The sequence below is a fragment of the Rhodoplanes tepidamans genome (genome assembly GCF_030813915.1).
In the GTDB taxonomy this organism is placed as follows: Bacteria; Pseudomonadota; Alphaproteobacteria; order Rhizobiales; family Xanthobacteraceae; genus Rhodoplanes; species Rhodoplanes tepidamans.
Map to the genome: position 1 here is coordinate 113,978 of NZ_JAUSUJ010000003.1, position 22,870 is coordinate 136,847.

The 22,870-nt window shown below is 72.1% G+C and carries 22 protein-coding genes; 13 read left to right on the plus strand and 9 right to left on the minus strand.

Translation table 11 applies throughout. The features are described 5' to 3' along the window. Window positions 1-5: 5 nt before the first annotated feature. A complete protein-coding gene (locus J2S22_RS05005; RefSeq protein ID WP_272777194.1) occupies window positions 6-275 on the plus strand; it encodes a DUF3072 domain-containing protein in 270 nt (89 codons plus the stop codon). A gap of 149 nt (window positions 276-424) precedes the next feature. Here the strand turns inward: J2S22_RS05005 and J2S22_RS05010 are convergent, their stop codons facing one another. Further along, complete coding sequence (locus J2S22_RS05010) at window positions 425-817, minus strand: hypothetical protein (protein WP_272777195.1); 393 nt, start codon at window positions 815-817, stop codon at window positions 425-427. Between the two features lie 294 nt (window positions 818-1,111). Here J2S22_RS05010 and J2S22_RS05015 point away from each other — a divergent pair, with 294 nt between their 5' ends. After that, a complete protein-coding gene (locus J2S22_RS05015; RefSeq protein WP_272777196.1) occupies window positions 1,112-2,008 on the plus strand; it encodes a DUF1236 domain-containing protein in 897 nt (298 codons plus the stop codon). A 100-nt stretch (window positions 2,009-2,108) separates the two neighbouring features. After that, entirely contained in the window at window positions 2,109-2,696 is a 588-nt protein-coding gene (locus J2S22_RS05020; RefSeq protein ID WP_272777197.1) for a YgaP family membrane protein, read from the plus strand. Between the two features lie 69 nt (window positions 2,697-2,765). On the opposite strand, the gene J2S22_RS05025 is transcribed toward J2S22_RS05020, so the two are convergent. Further along, on the minus strand, window positions 2,766-3,677 hold the full coding sequence (locus J2S22_RS05025; RefSeq protein WP_272777198.1) for a hypothetical protein: 912 nt from the start codon (window positions 3,675-3,677) through the stop codon (window positions 2,766-2,768). A 137-nt stretch (window positions 3,678-3,814) separates the two neighbouring features. Continuing rightward, window positions 3,815-4,234, minus strand: a complete 420-nt coding sequence (locus J2S22_RS05030; RefSeq protein WP_272777199.1) for a hypothetical protein — start codon at window positions 4,232-4,234, stop codon at window positions 3,815-3,817. Window positions 4,235-4,459: 225 nt separating this feature from the next. On the opposite strand from J2S22_RS05030, the gene J2S22_RS05035 reads away from it, so the two are divergent. The 3 genes from J2S22_RS05035 to J2S22_RS05045 all read left to right on the plus strand — a co-directional run bounded on the left by J2S22_RS05035 (window position 4,460) and on the right by J2S22_RS05045 (window position 6,616). Continuing rightward, window positions 4,460-5,029, plus strand: a complete 570-nt coding sequence (locus tag J2S22_RS05035) for an NfeD family protein (protein WP_272777200.1) — start codon at window positions 4,460-4,462, stop codon at window positions 5,027-5,029. Next, entirely contained in the window at window positions 5,026-5,829 is an 804-nt protein-coding gene (locus tag J2S22_RS05040; protein WP_272777201.1) for a slipin family protein, read from the plus strand. The genes J2S22_RS05035 and J2S22_RS05040 overlap by 4 nt, the downstream gene beginning before the upstream one ends. Before the next feature lie 142 nt (window positions 5,830-5,971). Next, window positions 5,972-6,616, plus strand: coding sequence for an MT-A70 family methyltransferase (locus tag J2S22_RS05045; RefSeq protein ID WP_272777202.1), 645 nt, complete (start codon window positions 5,972-5,974; stop codon window positions 6,614-6,616). A 150-nt stretch (window positions 6,617-6,766) separates the two neighbouring features. Here the strand turns inward: J2S22_RS05045 and J2S22_RS05050 are convergent, their stop codons facing one another. Then, on the minus strand, window positions 6,767-7,690 hold the full coding sequence (locus J2S22_RS05050) for a tellurite resistance TerB family protein (RefSeq protein WP_272777203.1): 924 nt from the start codon (window positions 7,688-7,690) through the stop codon (window positions 6,767-6,769). Window positions 7,691-7,745: 55 nt separating this feature from the next. Then, on the minus strand, window positions 7,746-8,849 hold the full coding sequence (locus J2S22_RS05055; protein WP_272777248.1) for a TerC family protein: 1,104 nt from the start codon (window positions 8,847-8,849) through the stop codon (window positions 7,746-7,748). Window positions 8,850-9,372: 523 nt separating this feature from the next. Here J2S22_RS05055 and J2S22_RS05060 point away from each other — a divergent pair. The 5 genes from J2S22_RS05060 to J2S22_RS05080 all read left to right on the plus strand — a co-directional run bounded on the left by J2S22_RS05060 (window position 9,373) and on the right by J2S22_RS05080 (window position 15,114). After that, on the plus strand, window positions 9,373-9,678 hold the full coding sequence (locus tag J2S22_RS05060) for a DUF485 domain-containing protein (protein ID WP_272777204.1): 306 nt from the start codon (window positions 9,373-9,375) through the stop codon (window positions 9,676-9,678). After that, complete coding sequence (locus J2S22_RS05065; protein WP_272777205.1) at window positions 9,678-11,375, plus strand: cation acetate symporter; 1,698 nt, start codon at window positions 9,678-9,680, stop codon at window positions 11,373-11,375. Before J2S22_RS05060 ends, J2S22_RS05065 begins: the two co-directional genes overlap by 1 nt. Before the next feature lie 146 nt (window positions 11,376-11,521). Further along, complete coding sequence (locus J2S22_RS05070; RefSeq protein ID WP_272777206.1) at window positions 11,522-13,336, plus strand: DUF294 nucleotidyltransferase-like domain-containing protein; 1,815 nt, start codon at window positions 11,522-11,524, stop codon at window positions 13,334-13,336. Continuing rightward, a complete protein-coding gene (locus J2S22_RS05075) occupies window positions 13,336-14,016 on the plus strand; it encodes a 3'-5' exonuclease (RefSeq protein ID WP_272777207.1) in 681 nt (226 codons plus the stop codon). Before J2S22_RS05070 ends, J2S22_RS05075 begins: the two co-directional genes overlap by 1 nt. A gap of 198 nt (window positions 14,017-14,214) precedes the next feature. After that, window positions 14,215-15,114 (plus strand): sulfurtransferase, encoded by a 900-nt coding sequence (locus J2S22_RS05080; protein WP_272777208.1) that lies wholly within the window; start codon window positions 14,215-14,217, stop codon window positions 15,112-15,114. A gap of 134 nt (window positions 15,115-15,248) precedes the next feature. On the opposite strand, the gene J2S22_RS05085 is transcribed toward J2S22_RS05080, so the two are convergent. From J2S22_RS05085 to J2S22_RS05095, 3 genes are all read right to left on the minus strand, one after another. Further along, window positions 15,249-17,372: a hybrid sensor histidine kinase/response regulator family protein gene (locus J2S22_RS05085; protein WP_272777209.1), complete on the minus strand. Its 2,124-nt coding sequence runs from the start codon at window positions 17,370-17,372 to the stop codon at window positions 15,249-15,251. Between the two features lie 210 nt (window positions 17,373-17,582). Then, window positions 17,583-18,749, minus strand: a complete 1,167-nt coding sequence (locus J2S22_RS05090) for a YcjF family protein (protein WP_272777210.1) — start codon at window positions 18,747-18,749, stop codon at window positions 17,583-17,585. Beyond that, window positions 18,746-20,218: a YcjX family GTP-binding protein gene (locus J2S22_RS05095; RefSeq protein WP_272777211.1), complete on the minus strand. Its 1,473-nt coding sequence runs from the start codon at window positions 20,216-20,218 to the stop codon at window positions 18,746-18,748. Before J2S22_RS05095 ends, J2S22_RS05090 begins: the two co-directional genes overlap by 4 nt. 391 nt (window positions 20,219-20,609) lie before the next feature. Here J2S22_RS05095 and hemA point away from each other — a divergent pair, with 391 nt between their 5' ends. After that, on the plus strand, window positions 20,610-21,842 hold the full coding sequence (hemA, locus tag J2S22_RS05100; protein ID WP_272777212.1) for a 5-aminolevulinate synthase: 1,233 nt from the start codon (window positions 20,610-20,612) through the stop codon (window positions 21,840-21,842). Between the two features lie 173 nt (window positions 21,843-22,015). Continuing rightward, a complete protein-coding gene (locus J2S22_RS05105) occupies window positions 22,016-22,495 on the plus strand; it encodes a RidA family protein (protein ID WP_272777213.1) in 480 nt (159 codons plus the stop codon). Between the two features lie 141 nt (window positions 22,496-22,636). Here J2S22_RS05105 and ccoS read toward each other — a convergent pair whose 3' ends face one another. After that, entirely contained in the window at window positions 22,637-22,828 is a 192-nt protein-coding gene (gene ccoS, locus J2S22_RS05110; protein WP_272777214.1) for a cbb3-type cytochrome oxidase assembly protein CcoS, read from the minus strand. Window positions 22,829-22,870 lie beyond the last annotated feature (42 nt).

Here is a 22,870-nt window from a genome sequence, read left to right on the forward strand (position 1 = left end):
GCGCGATGGCGAAGCGAAGCGACACCGAAACGGCGGCCGGTCCTGATCACGACCCCAAGCGCGATCCCGCTCCGCCCGGCAACACCGAGAAGGATCCGAGCGACTGGGTGTCGGGCGGCGAGCCGATGACGGGCGCTCAGGCGTCCTATCTGAAGACGCTGTCCGAGCAGGCACACGATCCCGCCGCCTTCGCTCCCGACCTCACCAAGGCCGAGGCCTCGCAGCGGATCGACGCGCTGAAGGAGAAGCTGTCGCTGGACAAGTCGCGCGGGTGAGACACCGCGCCGGGCGCCGCCGGCGGCCCGCCCGGCCCCTGCCCGTAAACGTCGATGCCCGGCACGAGGCCGGGCATGACGCAGTCGGGCGTCGTGCCCGACGCCCACATCCGATGATCTGATCACGTCACGGCGGGCCTGCCCGCCGCTCACGCCGTCTTGGTGTCGTCCACGCTGCTGTCGACGTGCGTCTTCCACTTCGACATGCTCTCCGCGATGATGCGGGTCGAGGCCATGGCGGCCTGGTTGAGCTGGGCGTAGCCGGCGAGCTCGCGCTGCACGCGCTCGCCCTCGCTGGCGATGTAGTCGCGCAGCGTCTGCAGCTCGCCGATCAGGTTCTCGATCTCGGCCAGCGAGGTGCCGGCGACACGCTGCACCAGCGTCGAGATGTTGCTCGCGGCGAACTCGCCCGAGCCCGTGTCGGGCCGCCGCACCGGCGTGAAGTCGCGCCGCACGAACTCGCGGATCTCGCCCTCGAACGAGGTGGCGGCAGCCTCGACGTCGTCGTTCGGCTGCAGCGGCGCCTGGGTGGTGATGGTCATGCTTCCCCGTACTCCTGCGTTGGAACTGGTCCCCGCGGCGCATCCGGACCGGCCCCCGACCCGCCTCGCGGCGGGCCCCCTCGGGGCGCCGGCGTGACGACACGCCATCCCCCGATTAGCTCAGCGCAATTTGACGTGGTCGCGGCCTCAATTGGGCTTTCTCTGCCGCGCCGCCGCCGAATCTTCGTCGCAATTCACGGATCCGAAGCGCCTCACGCAGCCGTGTGGCGGTACGCCGGAACGGCACCTCCGGGCCGGCGTTGGGCTGTACCGTCCGCAGGTCGGAGAAGCTCGATGACCGCAACCCGCATGCTCGCCGTCGGCGTGGCGCTCCTGTCCGGAACCGCCCTCGCCCAGGCCCAGACCGTCATCTCGCGCGAGATCACCAACGAGCCGGTGGAGACGCTGATCACCCGGGGGCCGGAGGGCATCACGGTGACGCGCCGGCCGCTGCAGACCATGGCGCCGCCCGTGGTCTCGACCGTGCCCGTGTTCCCGACCTGGGGGCCGTCCGGCGAAGCCTATGGGCAGGGCTGGGCCCCGGCGCCCGGCTGGACGCCCGGCTACGCGCCGCCTCCGGCCTATGCGGCGCCGCCCCCGCCGGCCGGCGGGGTGATGGTCCGGCCCTATGCCGAACCGGCCCCGCCGGAGGCCGCGGCGCCCCGCACCGTGGTGATCGAGGAGTCGGTCGACGATCCGGTGCCGCCGGTGCGCACCGTGCGGCGCGGCACCCCGCCCATCATGGCCCGCGCCGTGGAGCCGGAACCGACCCGCACCGCCCGCACCCGCACGGCGACGCGACGGGTCACCAGCGAGCCGATGGCGCTCGCGCCGACCCAGCGCAGCGTCATCTACCGGACGCTGGGCCAGCAGTCCTCCTACGACCCGGCGACCCTCGAGCGGGTGACGCCGACCTATGCGCAGCAGACCTATGCGCAGCCGTCCTGGGGCCAGTCCTGGGGCACCGGCTGGCAGCCCGGCTACGCCGGATACGCCGCAGCGCCGGCGCCCCGCACCGTGACCTACACGGTCGGCTCGGTCGTCCCCGAGACGGTCGCGCTGGCGCCGGTGCCGCGCCGGATCGTGGCCCAGGTGCCGCAGACCCGCGGCTACCAGTACACGGTGGTGAACGGCCGGGTCCTGCTGGTCGAGCCCGCGAGCGGCACCGTGGTGGCCGACGTCGTGCGCTGACGGCGGCACCGCCTCGCCCGTCGCGGCGGCGCCCGGCGCTGCCGCGGCGCCACGCCTTCACTCCCTCCGCCCCTTCGAACGCACGAGCCGGACACCCCCGATGACCATCCGCCACACCACCACGCTTCCCGGCACGCCGCAGCGCGTGCGCCGCATGACCGACGCCGAGGTCAACGCGGCGATCGACCGCCAGATCGAACGCAACGTGCTGTTCTACGCCGAGCATCCCGACGAGATCCCGATCCGGCTGCGGGCTCTCGATGCCGAGTGGGACGTCGAGCGCGCCCTGCAGGCGAACGCCGCGGCGATCGGGCTCGCCGGCTCGCTCCTGGCGCTGACGCGCGGCGGCGGCTGGTTCGCCCTCCCGGCCGTGGTCGGCGGGTTCCTGCTGCAGCACGCCACCCAGGGCTGGTGCCCGCCGCTGCCGGTGATGCGGCGGATGGGCTTCCGCACGGCGCGCGAGATCGACGTCGAGCGCAACGCCCTCAAGGCGCTGCGCGGCGACTATGCCGACCTTCCGAAGGCCGGGGATTCGGGGGCGCGGGCGCGCGCCGCCCTGCAGGCGGCCCGCTCCGGGCCGTTCGCGTCGGCGTCCGCCCCGGCGAGCGGGGGCATGGGCGCGGGCCCCGGTGCGGCGGCGGGCACCCGGTCGACCGCGTCGCCGCCGACCGTGCCGAAGCCGGCCTGACCCGACGCGCAGGCGCCCGGCGGCGCCGCGACGAGGCGGCGCCGGGAGACCGACGGTTCTCCTGCTGCTCTACTGCTGCTGCGGATAGCCGAACAGGATCTCGGCGACCGACGGCTTGACGCCCTTGACGGCGGCGTCGGTGGAGACGAACTCCTTGCCGGCCGCCTGCGCCTTGGCCGCGTCGGTCGCCTTGGCGTCCGGCACCAGCCGGATGCCCACCTTGCAGCCGCCCGGCAGCGCGTCGAGCGCGCCACCCTGCCAGTCCACCACCGAGCCGCCGTTGTCCTGGTCGAAGCCGGAGAGCTTGAACGGCTTTCCGTTGATCTTCTCGAGCTGGGCGAGCCCGAGGCCGAGCTTCAGCCCCTTCGGGCCGGTCCAGGCCGACTGGCCGGTGATGACGATGAGGGCGATGTCGCTGCGCGCCGCCTCGTTCTGCCACAGCACCTCGAGACGGCGCTTCGGCTCGGTCGGGAACAGCACCGAGGCGTTGAGCTTGCTGCCCTCCGGTCCGTCGACCTCGGTGAAGTCGACGTTCTTGGCATCGAACGCGGTGGCGAGCGCGAGATGTGTGGAGCTCTTGGCGAACACGCCCGAGCAGGCGATCGCCTTGGGCGCGCCGGCGGCCGGCTTTGCCCCGGCGCGGGCGGCGGCGCGGGGAGCGGCGGCCGGCGCGGCGGCGGGATCGCCCTCGGCGGCCGGCGCCGGCTTCGGTTTCGGCTTGCGGGCCGGGCGGGGCTTGGCGGCCGGCTCGGACGCCGGGGCCCCGGTCGCCTCCGGAGCGCGCTGCTCCATCTGCTGGGTGGGCGCCGGCCAGCGGTCCTGGACCTGGGCCTGCGATTCCGGCTGCGACGGCCAGGGCGACTGGGCCCGTGCCGGGACGCAGACGGCGACGACGAGGCTCGCGGCGAGAAGACCAGCCACCCGGAGGCCGAGGGCGGACGGGCCGGCGACGAGCGGCAGACGGAACGGACGGTGGGTCATGGCGAGCCTCGATACTCGGATACGATTTCGATTCGATGATAGCGGCTTTCGGCGCCAGTGGCGCCCGATCGCGGCGGATTTCCACTCCGTCGCCTGCGGAGCAGGCCCGCGAGTCCGGGCGTTCCGGCGCGGACGAATCAGTGAAGCGGACGGCGCAGCAGCGCGAACAGCGGCGGCGCCAGCGCGACGAACACCACCAGCGGCGCGAACAGGTCGCCCTCCGCCACCGCACCGGCCGAGAAGGCGTCGACCACGGCACGCAACGGCTTGCCGCTCGCCAGCACCAGCGCGGCCTCGGCCCCGAGGGTGAGGACCAGCCACATCGTCCCGATCGCGAAGGCGACGCCGAAGCCGGGCCGCGCCGCGCGCACGAACAGGGCGATGGCGGTCACCATCGCCAGGATGCCGGTCACCCCCGAGACGGGAAGCGCGTCGGGCCCGAGCAGGCGCACCAGCACCAGCTCGCGAAGCGCCCCGTTCGCGAAGGCGATCGCGAACAGGAGGAGCCAGAACAGCGCGGCGTTTCTGAGCTGCGGAAGCAACGATTCCGACGGCATCGGCGCCTCCCAAAAGGAGGATGGGCAATCGCCCACTGTCATCGCCTCCTGTCTTAGCCGTTGTCGCCGCAGGTGTCATCGGGTCGCGGGCGGCCGAGGCGGGCCACCGGAACGCCGTCGACGGCCGACCGTTACCCCTGCGAGTCCCGGCGAGGCGGCGGGCGGTGGCGGCTTCGGACCGCCCCGCCGGCGATCGCCGACATCACCGAGGTCGCAGGCGGTCCGATGGTTCTTTCCGCAGCCTTCGTGGGGGCGGCGGCCGCCCTGCCGGCGGTCGCCGGACCGGGCGAATCATCGGCCGTCGCGGGCGTCTTGGGCAGCTGGTCCGGATACGGTCTGGCGATGCTCGGGGGCGCCCTCATCGCCGCCGAGCTGGTGCTGCCGACGCTCGGCGTGCTGGGCTTCGGCGGCTTCGTCCTGCTGGCCGCCGGCCTGCTGCTCGTCTTCGACGGGCCGGCCGTGACGGCCGGGCTGACCGGTCCGGTCCTGGCCGGGCTCGCCGCCGTGCTCGCGGTGTATGCGCTGCTGGCGGCCGTCGTCGCCCGGCGGGCGTATCGCCACCGCGTCGTCACCGGCGACCGGGCCCTGGTCGGCAGCGAAGGCACGGTGATCACCTGGACCGACCGCGCGGGCGAGGTCCGGATCCACGGCGAAGTCTGGCAGGCGCGGGCGCACGGCTCCCTCGCCCCCGGGTCGCTGGCCCCGGGCCGCACCGTGCGGATCGTCGCCCGGCACGGGCTCACGCTGCGGGTCGCGCCCGCCCCCGATCCGCTCGCGCAAGGAGATCCGCCATGACCGTGTTCGCGTCCGCCCTTCCCTGGCTGCTGATCGCCGCGCTGGCGGTCGGTCTCGCCGTCGCCGCGGTGCGCGTCCTGCGGGAGTACGAGCGCGCCGTGGTGTTCACGCTCGGCCGCTTCTCCGGCGTGAAGGGGCCGGGGCTGATCATCCTGGTCCCGCTCGTGCAGCAGATGGTGCGGGTCGACCTGCGCACCCTCGTGCTCGACGTCCCGACCCAGGACGTGATCTCGCGCGACAACGTCTCGGTGAAGGTCAACGCCGTCGTCTATTTCCGCGTCGTCGACGCCGACAAGGCGGTGATCCAGGTCGAGAACTTCATGATGGCGACGAGCCAGCTGGCGCAGACGACGCTGCGCTCGGTGCTCGGCAAGCACGAGCTCGACGAGATGCTGGCCGAGCGCGACAAACTCAACCGCGACATCCAGGTGATCCTCGACAGCCAGACCGACGCCTGGGGCATCAAGGTCGCCAATGTCGAGATCAAGCACGTCGACATCGACGAGAGCATGATCCGCGCCATCGCCCGCCAGGCCGAGGCGGAGCGCTACCGCCGCGCCCGCATCATCGGCGCCGAGGCCGAGCAGCAGGCGGCCGAGAAGCTGGTCGAGGCCGGCGAGATGCTGGCCCGCACGCCGCAGTCGATGCAGCTGCGCTTCCTCTCCACCCTGCAGGACATCGCCGGCGAGAAGAACTCGACCATCGTGTTCCCGGTCCCGATCGATCTCATCCAGTCGCTGACCTCCCGGCTGGCGCCGGCCGAGGAGAAGCCGGCCGCCCCCCCGCTGCCGCGCGTGTGATATTCACGGCAGCCGCGGCGGGCCGACCGCCTCGCACGATCCCCGCACGACCGCCGCCCCTGGCGGCGGCCGACGTCGGCGCGCTATGTAACGGAACGCGGCGTGACCGCCGCGAGTCGTGTGCCGCTGGACCGAACGAACGATGGCCGCCGATCGCACCGCCGCCGCCGATCTCGCCGCCTTCGCGGCCGGCCGCCGCTTCGCCACCGTGCTGGCCGACCCGCCCTGGCAGTTCGTCAACCGCACCGGCAAGATGGCGCCGGAGCACCGGCGGCTGTCGCGCTACGGCACGCTGACGCTGGCCGAGATCGAGGCGCTGCCGGTCGCGGCGCTCGCCGCCGAGCCGGCCCATCTCTATCTGTGGGTGCCCAACGCGCTGCTGCCCGAAGGGCTCGCCGTGATGCGGGCCTGGGGCTTCACCTACAAGTCCAACATCGTCTGGCACAAGGTGAGGAAGGACGGCGGCCCGGACGGGCGCGGGGTGGGGTTCTACTTCCGCAACGTCACCGAGCTGATCCTGTTCGGGGTGCGGGGCAGGAACGCCCGCACCCGCGAGGCCGGCCGCCGCCAGGTGAACTTCCTCGCCACCCGCAAGCGCGAGCACTCGCGAAAGCCAGACGAGCAGTACGCCCTGATCGAGGCGTGCTCGCCGGGGCCCTATCTCGAGCTGTTCGCCCGCGGCACCCGGCCCGGCTGGAGCACCTGGGGCAACCAGGCCGACGACGCCTACGCGCCGACCTGGGCGACCTACGCGAACCACTCCCGCGCCGGACTGGCCGCCGAGTAAGCCACGGGGTGGTGGTCGTCATTCCGGGGCGCGGCGAAGCCGCGAGCCCGGACTCCAGCGACGAAACTCTGCAGGGGGCAGGATTCCGGGTTCGCGGGTTTCGCGCGCCCCGGAATGACCAGCGAAGCAATCACCCGGACACTTCGTCGCTCACGCGGCCGCGACCGCCGCGTCGCCGGCCGTCTCCAGGTTCTGCCGCAGCCGCGGATCGAGGTTCAGGCGTGCCGCGAGGTCGTCGAGCCAGGCGCGCTCGGCCGGCGTGTCGGCGTCGATCGCCACATAGGCGGCGAGATAGACCTCGGCGCCCTCCTCCGGGGTGCGCGCATCGGCGGCGAGCGAGGCCGGCGTGTCGGGCCGGGCGATCAGCGCCTCCAGGACCTGCCGCTCGTCCGGCGTGAGCGCGCTCGCCTCGACCCGGTCGATCAGCCGCGCGCGCTCGGCCTCGTCGATGCGGCCGTCCGCCAGGGCGGCGCCGATCATGGCGCGCAGCAGGAGCAGGGTCGTCTGCGCCGCATCGGCCTCGCTGCCGCCGGCCGCACCGGCCGGTGCGGCGCCGCCCGCCGCTCCTCCGGTGCCCTGGCCGAGCATCTGCCCGAGCATGTCGCCGACGCCCTGCGGCAGCACCGGCCGGCCGGCGCGATAGTCCTGATACGCCTTGTAGGCGAGGCCGCCCAGCACGGCGGCGGCGCCGACCTGCAGGGCCGTGCCGGCGTATTTCCGCGCGTGCTTGGAGCCGAGGAGGACGCCGGCCAGGCCCCCGGCGAGACCGCCGGCGCCGAGCGTCCCGGCATGGCGGCCGAGCAGGTCGCCGAGTCCGCCCCCGCCCGCGCCGCCGCGGCCGGCCCCGCCGCCGGCGAGCCCGCCCAGCCCACCCAGCCCGCCGAGCCCGCCCAGCCGGCCGGCGAGGCTCGCGAGGTCGAAGGGCGCGCCGCCCCCGCCGCGGTCGAGCGTCGAGGGCGGCAGGCTGCGCCCGCGGGTGAGGAAGCCGGTCTCCCGGCTGGTCGCCGGGGCCGGCGCACCGGGCGCGGCATCGCCGGCCAGCACGGCGGTCAGGATCTTGTTCACGTCGATCATGGTCGGTCCTTCGGTCTTGCAGGAGCACCGCCCGGCGGAGCGGGCGGCGCGGGGGTCAGCCCTCGCGGGGCAGCGACGGGAGCTCGGCCGATCGCGCCACCGGCGCGCCCGGCGCGGCGGGGGCGCGCTTCTCCTCGAACAAAGGTCCGAGCAGCGTGGTGCGCGGCGCGGCGCGCTCCGGATCGGCGGCGGCCGGCTCGCGGCGCGTCCGGACGATCGAGTAGATCACGCCGCCGGCCAGCAGGGTCGCGGTGACGCCGAGCGACACCAGGGGATCGACCTTGCCGACGATCTGGTTCCAGAAAATCTTCGCGCCGATGAACACCAGCACCAGCGACAGCGCGTATTTCAGGTAGCGGAAGCGGTGCACCGAGGCGGCGAGCGCGAAGTAGAGGGCGCGCAGGCCGAGGATCGCGAAGATGTTGGACGTGTAGACGATGTAGGGGTCGGTCGTGATGGCGAAGATCGCCGGCACGCTGTCGACCGCGAACACGAGATCGGCGAACTCGATCAGCACCAGGGCGACGAACAGCGGCGTCGCGTGGAGGAGCGCCGGACCGCCCTCCGCCGCCGCCCGGCGGACGAAGAACGCCTCGCCGTGCAGCTCGCGGGTGACCCGCAGGCGGCGGTGCATCCACCGCATCACCCGGTTGTCGACCCAGGCGGAGGGGTTCTCCGCCACCACCATCATCTTGATGCCGGTGGCGATCAGGATCGCGCCGAACAGGAACAGCACCCAGGCGAAGGACGACACGATCGCGGTGCCGAGCCCGATCATCACGGCGCGCAGCACGATGACGCCGAGAATGCCGTAGAACAGCACCCGGTGCTGCAGATGCGGCGGCACCGCGAGCGTCGCGAAGATCAGCGAGATGACGAAGACGTTGTCGAGCGCCAGCGTCTTCTCGACGAAGAACCCGGTGAGCCAGGCGACGCCGGCCTCGCGGCCCATGCCGGACCACACCCAGGCGCCGAAGACGAGCGCGATCAGGATGTAGGCGGCGGAGAGCGCGAGGCTCTCGCCGGCCCGGATCTCGCGCGCCTTGCGGTGCAGGACGCCGAGATCGAGCACCAGGAGCGTGGTGACGATGCCGAGAAACACCAGCCAGGCCCAGGCGGGCTTGCCGAGCACGTCGGCCGTCAACCCGGCCGAGACCATGACGTCGTGAAGACCGACTCCGGACAGGAGCTCCATCGCAATCCTCCAGATGTCGCTCCGGCCGCATCGGAATCGATGCGAAATGAGCGGCAGGTGAAAGATCCGACATCGCGGCGTCGACGCCGCCAGAGGGGCCCGGATCGGTGACCCTGACGATATAGGGACGCGGCGGCCGTCATCCAGCAGAACCGGACCGGCGCCGGTCGCGCCAAAGCGCCGCAGCCCGGCCGTCCGGACGACCCGCGCCGCCGGCCGGAGGCCCGGGCCCGCGGCGCGGGCCGGCGCCGGGGAGCACCCCACCGGTCGACCGGCCCACGCGCCGTCGACCGGTTCGGGACCACGCACGTGATCGTGTCGGCCGGCGGCCCCGCTCCACGTGATTCTTCGGATGGCAGGACGGGCGAGTTGCGTCTTTGGTCTCATTGCGCCGCATGGTCGCCGTGACTATCGTGCCGCACAAATCAGAGCCGCGACAAACAGGCGGCCGACAATGGAGCGGGAGGCTCTAACCAAGGGGGACGCCGTGAGTACGCCGTCGTACGACACGATCAAGAAAGATCCGCAGTTCCAGGAACTCGTCACCAAGCGCGCACGCTTCGCGTGGACGCTGACGCTGACGATGCTGGTCATCTATTTCGGCTTCATCTTCGTCATCGCCTTCGCGCCGGGCGTGCTCGCCATCAAGATCGGCACCGGCGTGACCACGGTCGGCATCCCGATCGGTCTCGGCGTCATCGTCTCGGCCTTCCTGTTGACCGGCATCTACGTGCGCCGGGCCAACTCCGAGTTCGACGACATCACCACGAACATCGTCGGGAGGCAGAAGTGATGCGCGCGCTCCGCACCACGGCCGCCACCCTCACGGCGGTCCTCGCGCTCGCGGCGCTCGGTGGCGCGGCGCTCGCCGCCGGCCCGATCGAAGGCGGCGGCAAGCAGGCCCTGAACCTCCCCGCCATCCTGATGTTCTTCGCCTTCGTGGCGGCGACCCTCGGGATCACGTACTGGGCGGCGCGGCGCACCCGCTCGGCCGCCGACTTCTACGCCGCCGGCGGCGGCATCACGGCCGGCCAGAACGGCCTCGCGATCGCCGGCGACTACATGTCGGCCGCCTCGTTCCTCGGGATTTCCGGCCTCGTCTTCGCCTCCGGCTTCGACGGGCTGATCTACTCGGTCGGCTGGCTCGTCGGCTGGCCCGTGATCCTGTTCCTGATCGCCGAGCGGCTGCGCAATCTCGGCAAGTACACGTTCGCCGACGTGGTGTCGTTCCGCATGGAGCAGACCCAGATCCGCAGCCTGTCGGCGATCGGCACCCTCACCGTGGTGGCGTTCTACCTTATCGCCCAGATGGTCGGCGCCGGCAAGCTGATCGAGCTCCTGTTCGGCCTGCCCTATCTCTACGCCGTCATCTCGGTCGGCGCCCTGATGATCATCTACGTCGCCTTCGGCGGCATGGTGGCGACCACCTGGGTGCAGATCATCAAGGCCTGCCTGCTGCTCGGCGGCGCCACCTTCATGGCCCTGATGGTGCTGATCACGTTCGGCTTCTCGCCCGAGGCCCTGTTCCAGAAGGCGGTCGAGACGCACCCCAGGGGCGCCTCGATCATGGCGCCCGGCAACCTCGTGTCGGATCCGGTCTCGGCGCTGTCGCTCGGCCTCGCCCTGATGTTCGGCACCGCCGGCCTGCCCCACATCCTGATGCGCTTCTTCACCGTGTCGGACGCCAAGGCGGCCCGCAAGTCGGTGTTCTACGCGACCGGCTTCATCGGCTACTTCTACATCCTGACCTTCATCATCGGCTTCGGCGCCATCACGTTCCTGATGAACGACCCGAGCTTCTACAAGGTCGGGGCGGACGGCGCCTACAACAAGGTCACGGCCCTGCTGGGCGGGACCAACATGGCGGCGATCCATCTCTCCAACGCGGTCGGCGGCTCGCTCTTCCTCGGCTTCATCTCGGCCGTCGCCTTCGCCACCATCCTGGCCGTGGTCGCCGGCCTGACCCTCGCCGGCGCCTCGGCGGTCAGCCACGACCTCTACGCCTCGGTGATCGCCAAGGGCCGCGTCTCCGAGGACCGCGAGGTCAGGGTGTCGAAGATCACGGCCGTGGTGATCGGCATCGTCGCCATCGTGCTCGGCTACATCTTCGAGAACCAGAACGTCGCCTTCATGGTCGGCCTCGCCTTCGCGGTGGCGGCGAGCTGCAACTTCCCGGTCCTGCTGATGTCGATCCTGTGGGGCGGCACCACGACGCGCGGCGTGCTGTTCGGCGGCCTGCTCGGCCTGATCAGCTCGGTGTCGCTGGTCGTGCTCAGCCCCGCCGTCTGGGTGAAGACCTTCGGCTTCGCCTCGGCGCCGTTCCCCTACGACAACCCGGCGCTGTTCTCGATGACCATCGCGTTCGCCGGCATCTGGCTGTTCTCCAAGCTGGACGGGTCCAAGCGCGGCGCCATCGACAAGGCCGGCTTCGAGTCGCAGTACGTGCGTTCGGAGACCGGCATCGGCGCCACCAAGGCGGTGTCGCACTAGACGACCGGCCGGTCCGCCGCGGGCGGGCCGGCCACTTCCTCCGGCGGCCGACCCGACCGGATCGGCCGTCCCCGCCTCGGGTCCCGCCGCGACGCCCCCGCGCGATCCAGGACCGGCCGTCTCGGATCCGTGTGGTCGGAAGATCCATGTCGCAGGCCTTCGACGCCCAGAACCCACCCTTCGACCGGCTCAGCCACGACGAGATCGGCACCCTGAGGGCGGCGATCGACATCGGCTACTTCCCGCCCGGCGACACGATCATCCCGGCCGGGCAGCGCTCCGAGCGCCTGCACGTCGTCATCAAGGGCCGGGTCGAGGAGCGCGACGGCGAGACGGTCGAGTCGAGCCTCGGACCGAAGGACACGTTCGACGCACGCTCGCTGGTGCACGGGCCCGCCGGCACCACCTTCGTGGCCGCCGAGGAGACGCTCTGCTACCTGCTGCCCAAGGCGGTGGTGCAGGATCTGATCTCCCGCAATCCCGGCTTCGCCGCCTTCTTCTATTCGGAGATCTCGCGAAAGCTGCGATCCTACGACCGGCGCGACCGCGAGGGCGTCGACTCGGCGCTGCGCGCCCATGTGCGCGAGGTGCGCTACCACGGGGCGATCTTCGTCGACGGCGCGACCAGCCTGCACGACGCCGGCCAGCTCATGCAGGAGCGCAACAACAACACCCTGTTCGTGCGCGACGGCGAGCGCACCGGCATCGTCACCGGCGCCAACCTGGCCAAGGCCTTCGTGGTCGACCGCAAGCCGCTGGACGCGCCGGTGCGCGAGGTCTGCCACTTCGACGTCGTCTCGATCGACATCGACGACTTCGTGTTCGCCGCCGTCATCGCGATGACCCGCAACAACAAGCGCCGCCTCGCCATCCGGTCCGGCGGCGCCTATGTCGGCGTGCTGGAGGACATCGACATCCTCGGGCTGGTCGCCGGCAACCCGCAGCTGATCCCCGGCCAGATCGAGCAGGCCAAGCTGCCGGCGGACCTGAAGTCCTGCGCGCTCGACATCCAGAGCCAGGTCGAGCGGCTGCACCGCCAGGGCGCCCGCGTCGAGGTGATCGCCGAGATCACCTCGGACCTCAACCGCCGGCTGTTCGCGAAGCTGTTCGACATGGTGGCGCCGCCCTCGATCCGCGAGCACGGCTGCCTCCTGGTGATGGGCTCGGAGGGCCGCGGCGAGCAGACGGTGCGCACCGACCAGGACAACGGCCTGCTGCTCGCGCAGCCGGTGCCGGAGGCGGATCTGCAGGCGTTCCGCGCCGCCTTCTCGGGCGCGCTGGAGAGCTTCGGCTTTCCGCCCTGCCCCGGCGACGTGATGGTGAAGAACCCGCGCTGGTCACAGCCGATCGACGACTTCCTCGTGCAGATCGAAGGCTGGATCCGCTCCCCCGCCGAGGACGGGCCGATGAATCTCGGCATCTTCTTCGACGCCGTCTCGGTGACGGGCCATGCCGAGCTGCTCGACCGCACCAAGACCGTGATGGTCGAGATGATGCGCGGCGAGACCGCGTATCTCGCCCGCTTCGCCCGCGCCATCGACCTGTTCGCCGGGGCGAGCGCCGGCATGCTCACCGCCTTCATGGCCTCGGTCGGGGTGGGCTCGGACGAGATCGACGTGAAGAAGTCCGGCACCTTCCCGATCGTCCACGGCGTGCGCACGCTGGCGATCGACCAGGGCATCCGCGAGGTGTCGACGGCGCGGCGCATCGAGGCGCTGGCCGAGGCCGGCCTGTTCGGCGCCGATCTCGGCCGCGAGCTCGCCAGCGCGCTGTCCTACTTCATGGAGATCCGGCTGCGCTCGCAGCTCTCCGCCATCGCCACCGGCCGGCGCGAGCGCGAATCGATCGTCAAGCTCGGCGAGCTGACGACCCGCGACCGCGACCTGCTGCGCGACGCCCTGCGGGTCGTCAAGCGCTTCCGCGAGATCGTCCGCAACCGCTACCATCTGAGCGTGTTCTGATGCGCTCCGAGCTCCTCCGCCGCAGCCGCGCCCTGTTCGACCGCATCCTGCTGGCCGACAACGCCTACGCGTTCCTGTTCGACCAGGACGACTCGGGCGAGGTGGTGTCGTTCGACTGCGAGACGTCGGGCTTCAACATCCTGGCCGACGACGTGATCAGCATCGCGGCGATCAAGATCCGCGGCAACACCATCCTGACCAGCGAGACGTTCCGGGCGCTGGTCCGCCCCGGCGCCGCCATGGAGGTGTCGGCCATCAAGGTGCACCAGCTGCGCGAGACCGACGTCAAGCAGGGGCGCACCATCCGCGAGGTGATGCCCGAGTTCCTGCGCTTCATCGGCAGCCGGCCGCTGGTCGGCTACTGGGTGTCGTTCGACGTCCGGATGATCAACAAGTACCTGTTCGGCATGCTCAACATCAACCTGCCGAACCGCCAGATCGACGTCTCCGAGCTGTATTACGAGCGCAAATACGGCAAGGCGCCGCCCGGCACCGAGATCGACCTGCGCTACGCGGCCATCGCGGCCGACCTCGGGCTGACCATGCTGCCCCAGCACGACGCCTTCAACGACGCCCTGACGGCGGCGCAGATGTACGTGATCCTCAAGGACATGCAGCGCCGCGGCGCCCGCATCCCGCGCCAGCGCTCGACGCCGCTCACGGGTGACTTTTCGGTGTGAAGGCTCCTTTTCACCTCTCCCCGGCGGGAAGAGGTCGGTTCCCGCGCGACAGCGCGAGATCCGGGTGAGGGGGTGTCGAGGCCTCCATCGGCTCCGTAAACCCTCGCCCCGGTCGCGTGCAGAGCACGAGCCCGGCCATGACGGCCTCGGGACAGCCCCGCCCCGATGCTATAACGCCCTCCCGCCCAGGAGTGCGCCATGCCCGAATCCGAGACCGCCACCTCCGACGCCGTCCCGCCGCTCGTCTCGGCCGAGTGGCTCGCCGCCCGCCTGGGTGATCCGGCGCTGCGGCTGATCGACATCCGCTCGGTGGTCGACGGCGGCGGCCGCGCCGCGTATCTGACGGCCCACATTCCCGGCGCCGTGCACTCCGACTATGTCGAGGACGGCTGGCGCGCCACGCGCGGCATGGCGACCGGCTTGCTGCCGGAGCCCGAGGCACTCGCCGCGCTGCTGGGCGGCCTCGGCCTCGGGCCGGACCAGACCGCGGTCGTGATCTCGGCCGGCACCTCCGCCGGCGACTTCGCCGCCGCCGCGCGCGTCTACTGGACGCTGCGGATGGCCGGCCACCGGCGCATCACGATCCTGGACGGCGGCATGGCGGCGTGGAGCGCCGATCCGTCCCGTCCGGTGGTCGGCGGGCCCAGCCGACGCCCCGAGGCAGCCCCCTACCCGGTCGCGGTCGCGCCGGCAGCGCGGGCGGAGATCCAGCGGGTGGTGCGGGCGCTGGCGACCGACGACGCCGTGCTGCTCGACACCCGGGCGCTCGCCTTCTTCGAGGGGCGATCGAAGAGCCCGCAGGCGCGGGTCCCGGGCCGGCTGCCCGGAGCCTTCCTGCTCGACCACACCACGGCCTGGGACGCCGCGACCGGCCGGCTGAAGGACAGGGACGCGCTGGCGGCGCTGGTCGCTCCCCTGCCGGCCGCCCCGGTCATCGCCTACTGCAACACCGGCCACCAGGCGGCGACCCCGTGGTTCGTGCTGGCGGAACTCCTCGGGCGGCCCGACGTGTCGCTCTACGACGGCTCGATGTCGGAATGGACCGAGGAGCCGTCGCGCCCGGTCGCCACCGGCCCGGACGAGCGCCGGCGCGGGTGAGCCTTCCCGGTCGGTCCGGGGCACGGGCCTCAGGCCCGCGCGCCCGGACTCCGGCGGCGAGCACCGGGCGCGTGGCTGACGCTTGGCCGGAGTCCGGCTCCGCTGCTGCACAGCGGCCCGGAACGACGAGGCCGTCACGCCGCGGCGGTGCCGTCGCGGCGAGCGAAGGCGGCGGCGAGCTCGCGCTGCAGGGCGTCGATGTCGAACGGCTTGCGCAGCACCGGGAAGCCGTCGCACGCCACCTCGCCGGCGCGGTCGCTGAAGCCGGTCATCAGCACGATCGGCAGCGACGGCTGCAGGGTGCGCAGCTCGCGCGCGAGATCGAACCCGCTCATGCCGCCCGGCATCAGGATGTCCGAGAGCACGAGATCGACGCCGTGCCCGTCGGCGAGCGCGGCCAGCGCCTCGCGCGGCGACGCGGCGAAGGCGGCCTCGTAGCCGAGCTGGTCGAGATAGGACCGGCAGACGTCCGCGACCGAGAGGTTGTCCTCGACCACCAGCACGGTCTTGCGGCCGGCCGGTGCGGCCGCCGGCTCGGGCCGCGGCTCCGCCGCCACCGGCTCGAACGGCACCCGCGGCAGCCACAGCGTCACCGTGGTGCCGGCGCCGACCCGGCTGTCGATGCGCACGTCGCCGCCGGCCTGGCGGGCGAAGCCGTAGACCTGGCTCAGCCCGAGGCCGGTCCCCTTGGCGGTCTCCTTGGTGGTGAAGAACGGCTCGAACACGCGCGGCAGAACGTCGTCCGGAATGCCGCTCCCGGTGTCGGTGAACGACAGCGCCACGAAGGCGCCTTCGAGGCCGCCGTCGCCGGCCTCGTCGAGGACCGCGTCCCGCACCCGCACGACGAGCCGCCCGCCGTTCGGCATGGCGTCGCGGGCGTTGACGCAGATGTTGAGCACCGCCACCTCGAACTCGCCCGGGTCGACCTTCACCGGACAGGCGCGATCCGGCACGTCGATCGTCACCTCGACGTCGTCGGCGAGCGAGCGGCGGACCAGCTCCGAGAGCTCCGGCATGCGCTGGGACAGGTCGATGCCCTGCGGGCTCAGCGCCTGCTGGCGGGAGAACGACAGGAGCTGGCGGGTGAGCGTCTCGCCGCGCTTGGCCGCGGTCGTGATCATCTCGACGAGCCGGCTCTCCTTCTCGCCCTGGACGATGCGGCGCAGACGGTCGGCGCTGCCGGAGATCACCATCAGGAGGTTGTTGAAGTCGTGCGCCACCCCGCCGGTCAGCCGGCCGACCGCCTCGAGGCGCTGGGCGTGGCGCAGCGCCGTCTCGGCCGCCTCGCGGCGCACCGCCTCGGCATAGAGGCCGGCGGTCCGCTGGTGGGCCACCCACAGCACCCAGAGCAGCAGGAGCGTCGCCGGCAGGCCGAAGACGAGGTGGCCGAGCAGCCCGCGGAGCCACTCGTCGCGGATCGTCGCGGTGTCGATCGAGGCGATCACGTAGATCGGGAAGCCCTCGACGCGACGATAGCCGACCCGCCGCTCGACGCCGTCGAGCCGCGACACGCCGGTGTAGAGGCCGCGCTCGGGCCGACGGGCGATCTCGCCGAAGAACAGCGCCGACGGCGGCAGCTTGTCGGTGGAGGACGGCCCGCCCGGCCAGCGGGCCAGGAACGCGCCGTCCTCGCGCATCAGCGCGAACACCTCGCCCGGCCCGCGGGCGATCTCCCGGTAGAACTTCTGGAAGTCGTCGGGCAGCATCGACACGCTGGCGACGCCCTGCAGGCCGCCGTCCGGGCCGTTCAGGCGGCGGCTCATGCTGAAGAAGGACGGCCCTTCGATCAGCCGCGGCACGAACACGCTGCTCACATACGTGCCGATGTCGCGGTCGACCAGGGCGCGGAAGAAGTCGCGGTCGGCGAGCGACGCGCCGCGCGGCGCCGGGACGAAATAGCTGTTGGCGAGGGCGAGGCCGTCGCGGCCGATGACCCAGATCGACTGCACCTGCGGCAGGAGGTCGGCGACCCGCTTGAGCCGGCGGTGCATCTCGGGCTCGCGCGCCGCGATCTCCTCGGACGTCTCCCCCTCCACCGACTCGACGATCTCGTCGAGGACGAGATTGCCGGTGGTGAGCACCTTCAGGGCGTGCTCGTGCAGCACGTCGAGCGAGCGGGCGAGGCGGTCGTCGGTGATCGCGTCGGCCGAATGCCAGGACACCCAGGCCACGTAGGCGAACAGGGCGGCGGGCACCAGCACGGCTCCGATCATCAGCGCACGGAGCAGACGAAGCGTCCCGCGCCGTGCGCTCACCATCAGTCCGGATCTCCTGGTCTCGTGGCGTCGCGCGCCACGCGTGTCGGCGGCGGGGCTCGATCGATGCGACAAAAGCGTGTCGCACCAACGCAAAGGCGGGGCGAAGGTTCCGCAGGGCCGCCCTGCGGCCTCGGCAGAGGCCGCAACGGCGTCGCCGCCGCGCGGGCCCGGGGGGGGGGCGCCGCGGCCGGCGACGGGGCGCTGGTCCGGTCAGTCGGCGGTGGCGGCCCGCGGCACGGCGCCGGCCGCCACCGCGTCGCCCTTGTCGGGCGCGCGCAGCAGGCCGCCGGCCAGATCCTGGAGGGTCGGCCGCTTGAGCGCCGAGAACGGCAGCGGCCGCGTCACGTCGATCGCCGCGAGGCCGAGCCGGGCGGTGAGCAGGCCGTTGAGCACGCCCTCGCCGAGCTTGGCCGAGACCTTGGCGGCGAGCCCCTGCCCGATCATCTGCTGGACGACGCCGTCGCCGACCGAGAGGCCGCCCGTGAGGGCGAGATGGGTGACGACGTGCCGCATCAGCCGGATCATGCCGAGCGCGCCCGGCCGGCCGCCGTAGAGCAGCGCCAGCTTGCGCACCAGGCCGAGCGCCGTGACCAGCACGAACAGCATGTCGATGGCGGCCCGCGGGCTCACCGCGGTGACCACCGAGACGCGCTTGGCCGCGTTGGTGACCAGCCGCGAGGCCTCCTCGTCGAGGGAGGCGAGCAGCTCGCGCTCGGCGAGCTGGACGACGTCGCGGCCGTCGATGATCTCGTTGAGGTGGAACTGGACCCGCATGCGGGCGCTCGCCAGCGCCGGCATGCCGCGGGTGACGGCGAGCAGCTCGGACACGGCGGCGCGGCCGGTGGCGCGGTCGTCGGTCTCGATCGCCGCCGCGGCACGGTCGCGCACCTGGTCGATCGCCTTCAGGCGCAGCAGGCCCGCCGCCTCGCGGCCGGCGATCACCACGAAGGCCACGGCGGCGGCGGCGGCCAGCACGAAGCCCAGCGTGCCGAGCCAGCCGGAGCGACCGTACAGGTCGGCGACCAGGTCGATCACCGACAGGGCCATGCCGAGCACCACGAGGCCGCCGGCGGAGCCCCAGAACAGGAGCCCCCACGGCACCTGGCGGCCGACCGCGCTGCCGGCCGGCGCGTCCTGCCCGGCGACCACGGTCGTCGCGGCGGCCGAGACCACGGCGGACGGCACCGTGGCCGGCGTCTCGGCCTCGGGCGGCACCACGACGCCGGCGACCGCGACCGGACGCCGCGGGACCTCGCGCACCGCCTCGCGCGCCATCGCGCGGCGCGGCGGATCGGCGGCCGGGGCCGGCCCGATCAGCACGTTGGGATCGTCGACACTGAACGCGGCGGGACGGCGGGATTCGGCGGGGCTGCTCATTGAAATCGATCTCCGATGAGAAACTGCAGCACGCGGTCCAGGCGGATATGGGGCAGAGTCGGCAGTCCGTCCACCGTACGCTCGATCCGCGGCGGCCGGAAGCGCAGGAACCGGAACTCGGCATCCTCCGGCGAGCCGGCGGTGAGGCCGTGGTAGCCGGTGCGGCCGAGATCGAACACCCGCTCGGGGTCGGCCGGCAGGTCGCCCGGGAACAGGGCGATCTCGCGCTCGCCGTCGAACACGTGGCCGGCGGCACGCTCGCCCGCCTGCGGCACGCCGACGATCGCCGGCAGTTCGTCGCCGTTGGAGCGCACCCGCGCCTCGCGGGTGGCCCGCACGGCGGCGAGCGCCACCACGTCGGTCTCGGCACCGGCATAGTGGGCGCGGCTCGCCGCCCGCTCGATCATGCGGTGGAGGATCGCCTCCAGCCGGTCGTGGCTGACCTGGTTGAGGTGGTCGGCCTTGGTGGCGGCGAACAGGACCTTGTCGACCCTGGGGCTGATCAGGCTCGACAGCAGCGTCCGCCGGCCGACCTGGAAGCAGTCGAGGATCGCGGCGAGCGCGAACTCCAGGTCGCGCACCGCGGCCGGCCCGGCGTTCAGGGCGGCGAGCACGTCGACCAGCACGATCTGCCGGTCCAGCCGGGCGAAGTGGTCGCGGAAGAACGGCTTCACCACGATATCCTTGTAGGCATCGTAGCGCCGTTTCATCATCGCCCACAGCGAGCCCTCGTGCGGCCCAGCCTCGGCCGGCAGGGCGAGCGGCGCGAAGGTGAGGGCCGGCGAGCCGGCGAGGTCGCCGGGCAGCAGGAAGCGGCCGGGGGGCAGCAGGCTGAGCGCCCAGCGCTCGTCGCGGCAGCTGCGCAGATACTCGGTGTAGAGCTGCGCCGCCGTGATGGCCGCCTGCTCGTCGGCCGGCGCGTCGGGGTCGAGGGTGGCGTTGAAGGCGTGCCAGGAGGCTGCCAGCATGGCCCGCGGCCCGCTGCGCGACAGCGCCAGGCTCTCCTTGGCCCACTGCTCGTAGGTCTTGTCGAGCAGCGGCAGATCGAGCAGCCACTCGCCCGGATAGTCGACGATGTCGAGCGTCAGGGTCTTGGCCTGGCCGTCCTTGCCCTTGTACTCGATGACGATCCGCAGCTCGCTGATCTGGCGCGTCGATTCAGGCCAGAGCCGGTCGCCGACCAGGGCCCGGACATGGGTCTCGTACTCGAAGCGCGGCACCGCGTCGTCCGGCTGCGGCGCCAGATAGGCGCGCAGGACGGCGTCGTCGGCGAGCGGCGTGAACACCGGAAAGCGGCCGCCGCGGGCGAGCCCGTGCACCAGCGCGGTGATGAAGACGGTCTTGCCGGCCCGCGACAGGCCCGTCACCCCGATCCGGACCGTGGGCCGGACCAGATTCTCGCCGAAGTCGGCGATCGCCCGTGCGGCGAGGCGTGCCCGCTCGACCAGATCCGATACGAATGGAGCCATGTTGACAACGACTTAAGCAATACCTCGGCGCCCCGCCGGCGCCCGCACACCCATAGTCCGCCGGGGCCGCCGCCACAAGCGGCAACCGCCGGTCACATCCCACCGCAGCGCCGCACGGGCCGGCCGCCCACCAAAAAGGCGCGCATGGACTTTCAAGATCGTTGATCTCCGTCTAGGACAATTCCAAACCGATGCTGTTGAGGTGCGCCGTGCCCCGGCGTCCGACCGGGACCGACCCCCCGCCCTGCCCCCGAAGGGAGCCCGAATCCGATGCGCGTTCGCCGTTCGCCCATTGATAAACGTCAAGGCAGCATGACAGCAGTCGTTGTCAACTCCTCACACCACGTGTTATTCTCGCGGCCTTCCGACCGAGATCGGGGAGTTTAAATCAATGGGATACAACACTTATTTCGTCGACGCCCTGAATCGCCTGCACGAGGAGCGTCGTTATCGGGTGTTCGCCCATCTCGAGCGGCTGGCCGGTCGTTTCCCCCGCGCCATCCACCATACCCCGGACGGTCCGCGCGACGTCATCGTGTGGTGCTCCAACGATTATCTCGGCATGGGCCAGCACCCGAAGGTGGTCGGCGCCATGGTCGAGACGGCGACCCGGATGGGCACCGGCGCCGGCGGCACGCGCAACATCGCCGGCAACAACCACCCGCTGGTTCTGCTCGAGCAGGAGCTCGCGGACCTGCACGGCAAGGAGGCCGGCCTCGTCTTCACGTCCGGCTACGTCTCCAACGACGCCGGCATCTCGACGATCGCCAAGCTGCTGCCGAACTGCCTGATCCTGTCGGACGCGCTCAACCACAACTCGATGATCACCGGCGTGCGCAACGCCGGCACCGACAAGGTGGTGTGGCGCCACAACGACGTCGAGCACCTCGAGGATCTGCTGAAGAAGGCCGGCAAGGAGCGGGCCAAGCTGATCGTCTTCGAGGGCCTCTACTCGATGGACGGCGACGTCTCCCCGATCGGCAAGATCTGCGACCTCGCCGAGAAGTACAACGCGATGACCTATATCGACGAGGTCCACGCGGTCGGCATGTACGGGGCGCGCGGCGGCGGCCAGGCCGAGCAGCAGGGTGAGATGGGCCGCATCGACGTGATCGAGGCGACGCTCGCCAAGGCGTTCGGCTGCCTCGGCGGCTACATCGCCGGCAGCCATGCGCTGGTCGACGCGGTCCGCTCCTATGCGCCGGGCTTCATCTTCACCACCGCGCTGCCGCCGGCCGTCTGCGCCGCCGCGACCGCCGCGATCCGCCACCTCAAGGATTCGACCTGGGAGCGCGAGCGCCACCAGGAGCGTGCCGCCAAGGTGAAGGCCGTGCTCTCGGCCGCCGGCCTGCCGGTGATGCCGACCGACACCCACATCGTGCCCGTGATGGTGTGCGACGCCGACAAGTGCAAGCAGGCGACCGACATCCTGCTCGAGGAGCACGGCATCTACATCCAGCCGATCAACTATCCGACGGTGCCGAAGGGCACCGAGCGGCTGCGCATCACGCCCTCGCCGTATCACGAAGACGCGCTGGTGCACGCGCTGGCCGAGGCCCTGGTCGACGTGTGGGAGCGGCTCGAGCTCCCGCGCAAGCCGTTCAACGCCATCGCGGCCGAGTAGCTCCGCCGGCCGGGGCGCCGTCTTCGCGGCGCCCCGCAGGCGGGTCGACCTCGGCGGTCTCGGACGCTACGCTTTCGACCTGGACGACCTTGCGCGGGCCCCGGCCCGCGCATTTTCGTTCGTCCGGACGCCGGCACGTCCAGCGCTTGGCGCATCCCTCCGGAGTGCTCGTCATGTCGATCGAATCCCGCCTGCAAGAGCTCGGGCTGGTGCTGCCGCAGCCGCCGCGGCTGCCGCCCGGCACGGTGCTGCCGTTCGCGCCGGTGCGCGTCGTCGGCCGCCGGGCCGCCATCTCGGGCCACGGGCCGCTGCTTCCGGACGGCAGCTTCTTCGCGCCGCCGGGCCGGGTCGGCGACGGCGTCACCCTCGATCAGGCCCGCGAGGCGGCGCGGCTCACCGGGCTCGCCATCCTGGCGAGCCTGCAGCGCGAGCTCGGCAGCCTCGACCGCGTCACCACCTGGGTGCGGGCGTTCGGGATGGTGACGACCGCTCCGGGCTTCCAGGCGATGCCGGCGGTGATCAACGGCTTCTCCGACCTGATCCTCGCCGTCTGGGGTCCCGAGCGCGGCCAGCACGCCCGCTCGGCGATCGGCGTCGCCGAGCTGCCGTTCGGAATCGCGGTCGAGATCGAGGCCGAGGTGGAGATCGACTGAGGCGCGATCCGGCTGATCACCTCGGTGGCCACTGCGGGGCGGCGTAGTCGGGTCGGCGCTTCGCGCCGCCCGAGCTCAGGCTCCGCGCCGAACCCGGAACGACGGCGAACCGACCGGCCGGAATCGGCATGAGCAGCCGGCTCACCGCGGCGGCGGCGCCTTCGCCTTCTGCCGCCCGGGCGACGGCGGCAGCTTGTCGTCGTCCTGGATGGCACGCCAGGCGGCGCCGTCGAGGTCGTCGTACTGACCGGACTTCAGCGACCACAGGAAGGCGGCGAGGCCGGCGAGGCCGAGCAGCAGCGCGAGCGGCACCAGATAGACCAGGACTTCCATGGCGCGTCTCCCGAAGGCTGCGGCGGCGCCGGGCGCCGGGGC

What these genes read in the sequence shown, in the direction of transcription:
- J2S22_RS05010 (WP_272777195.1), bottom strand. Translation starts at nt 817, where the DNA reads ATGACCATCACCACCCAGGCGCCGCTGCAGCCGAACGACGACGTCGAG.
- J2S22_RS05090 (WP_272777210.1), bottom strand. Translation starts at nt 18,749, where the DNA reads ATGAGCAGCCCCGCCGAATCCCGCCGTCCCGCCGCGTTCAGTGTCGAC.
- J2S22_RS05045 (WP_272777202.1), top strand. Translation starts at nt 5,972, where the DNA reads ATGGCCGCCGATCGCACCGCCGCCGCCGATCTCGCCGCCTTCGCGGCC.
- hemA (WP_272777212.1), top strand. Translation starts at nt 20,610, where the DNA reads ATGGGATACAACACTTATTTCGTCGACGCCCTGAATCGCCTGCACGAG.
- J2S22_RS05075 (WP_272777207.1), top strand. Translation starts at nt 13,336, where the DNA reads ATGCGCTCCGAGCTCCTCCGCCGCAGCCGCGCCCTGTTCGACCGCATC.
- J2S22_RS05025 (WP_272777198.1), bottom strand. Translation starts at nt 3,677, where the DNA reads ATGACCCACCGTCCGTTCCGTCTGCCGCTCGTCGCCGGCCCGTCCGCC.
- J2S22_RS05005 (WP_272777194.1), top strand. Translation starts at nt 6, where the DNA reads ATGGCGAAGCGAAGCGACACCGAAACGGCGGCCGGTCCTGATCACGAC.
- J2S22_RS05035 (WP_272777200.1), top strand. Translation starts at nt 4,460, where the DNA reads ATGGTTCTTTCCGCAGCCTTCGTGGGGGCGGCGGCCGCCCTGCCGGCG.
- J2S22_RS05020 (WP_272777197.1), top strand. Translation starts at nt 2,109, where the DNA reads ATGACCATCCGCCACACCACCACGCTTCCCGGCACGCCGCAGCGCGTG.
- J2S22_RS05105 (WP_272777213.1), top strand. Translation starts at nt 22,016, where the DNA reads ATGTCGATCGAATCCCGCCTGCAAGAGCTCGGGCTGGTGCTGCCGCAG.
- J2S22_RS05040 (WP_272777201.1), top strand. Translation starts at nt 5,026, where the DNA reads ATGACCGTGTTCGCGTCCGCCCTTCCCTGGCTGCTGATCGCCGCGCTG.
- ccoS (WP_272777214.1), bottom strand. Translation starts at nt 22,828, where the DNA reads ATGGAAGTCCTGGTCTATCTGGTGCCGCTCGCGCTGCTGCTCGGCCTC.
- J2S22_RS05055 (WP_272777248.1), bottom strand. Translation starts at nt 8,849, where the DNA reads ATGGTCTCGGCCGGGTTGACGGCCGACGTGCTCGGCAAGCCCGCCTGG.
- J2S22_RS05050 (WP_272777203.1), bottom strand. Translation starts at nt 7,690, where the DNA reads ATGATCGACGTGAACAAGATCCTGACCGCCGTGCTGGCCGGCGATGCC.
- J2S22_RS05070 (WP_272777206.1), top strand. Translation starts at nt 11,522, where the DNA reads ATGTCGCAGGCCTTCGACGCCCAGAACCCACCCTTCGACCGGCTCAGC.
- J2S22_RS05015 (WP_272777196.1), top strand. Translation starts at nt 1,112, where the DNA reads ATGACCGCAACCCGCATGCTCGCCGTCGGCGTGGCGCTCCTGTCCGGA.
- J2S22_RS05080 (WP_272777208.1), top strand. Translation starts at nt 14,215, where the DNA reads ATGCCCGAATCCGAGACCGCCACCTCCGACGCCGTCCCGCCGCTCGTC.
- J2S22_RS05085 (WP_272777209.1), bottom strand. Translation starts at nt 17,372, where the DNA reads ATGGTGAGCGCACGGCGCGGGACGCTTCGTCTGCTCCGTGCGCTGATG.
- J2S22_RS05095 (WP_272777211.1), bottom strand. Translation starts at nt 20,218, where the DNA reads ATGGCTCCATTCGTATCGGATCTGGTCGAGCGGGCACGCCTCGCCGCA.
- J2S22_RS05030 (WP_272777199.1), bottom strand. Translation starts at nt 4,234, where the DNA reads ATGCCGTCGGAATCGTTGCTTCCGCAGCTCAGAAACGCCGCGCTGTTC.
- J2S22_RS05065 (WP_272777205.1), top strand. Translation starts at nt 9,678, where the DNA reads ATGCGCGCGCTCCGCACCACGGCCGCCACCCTCACGGCGGTCCTCGCG.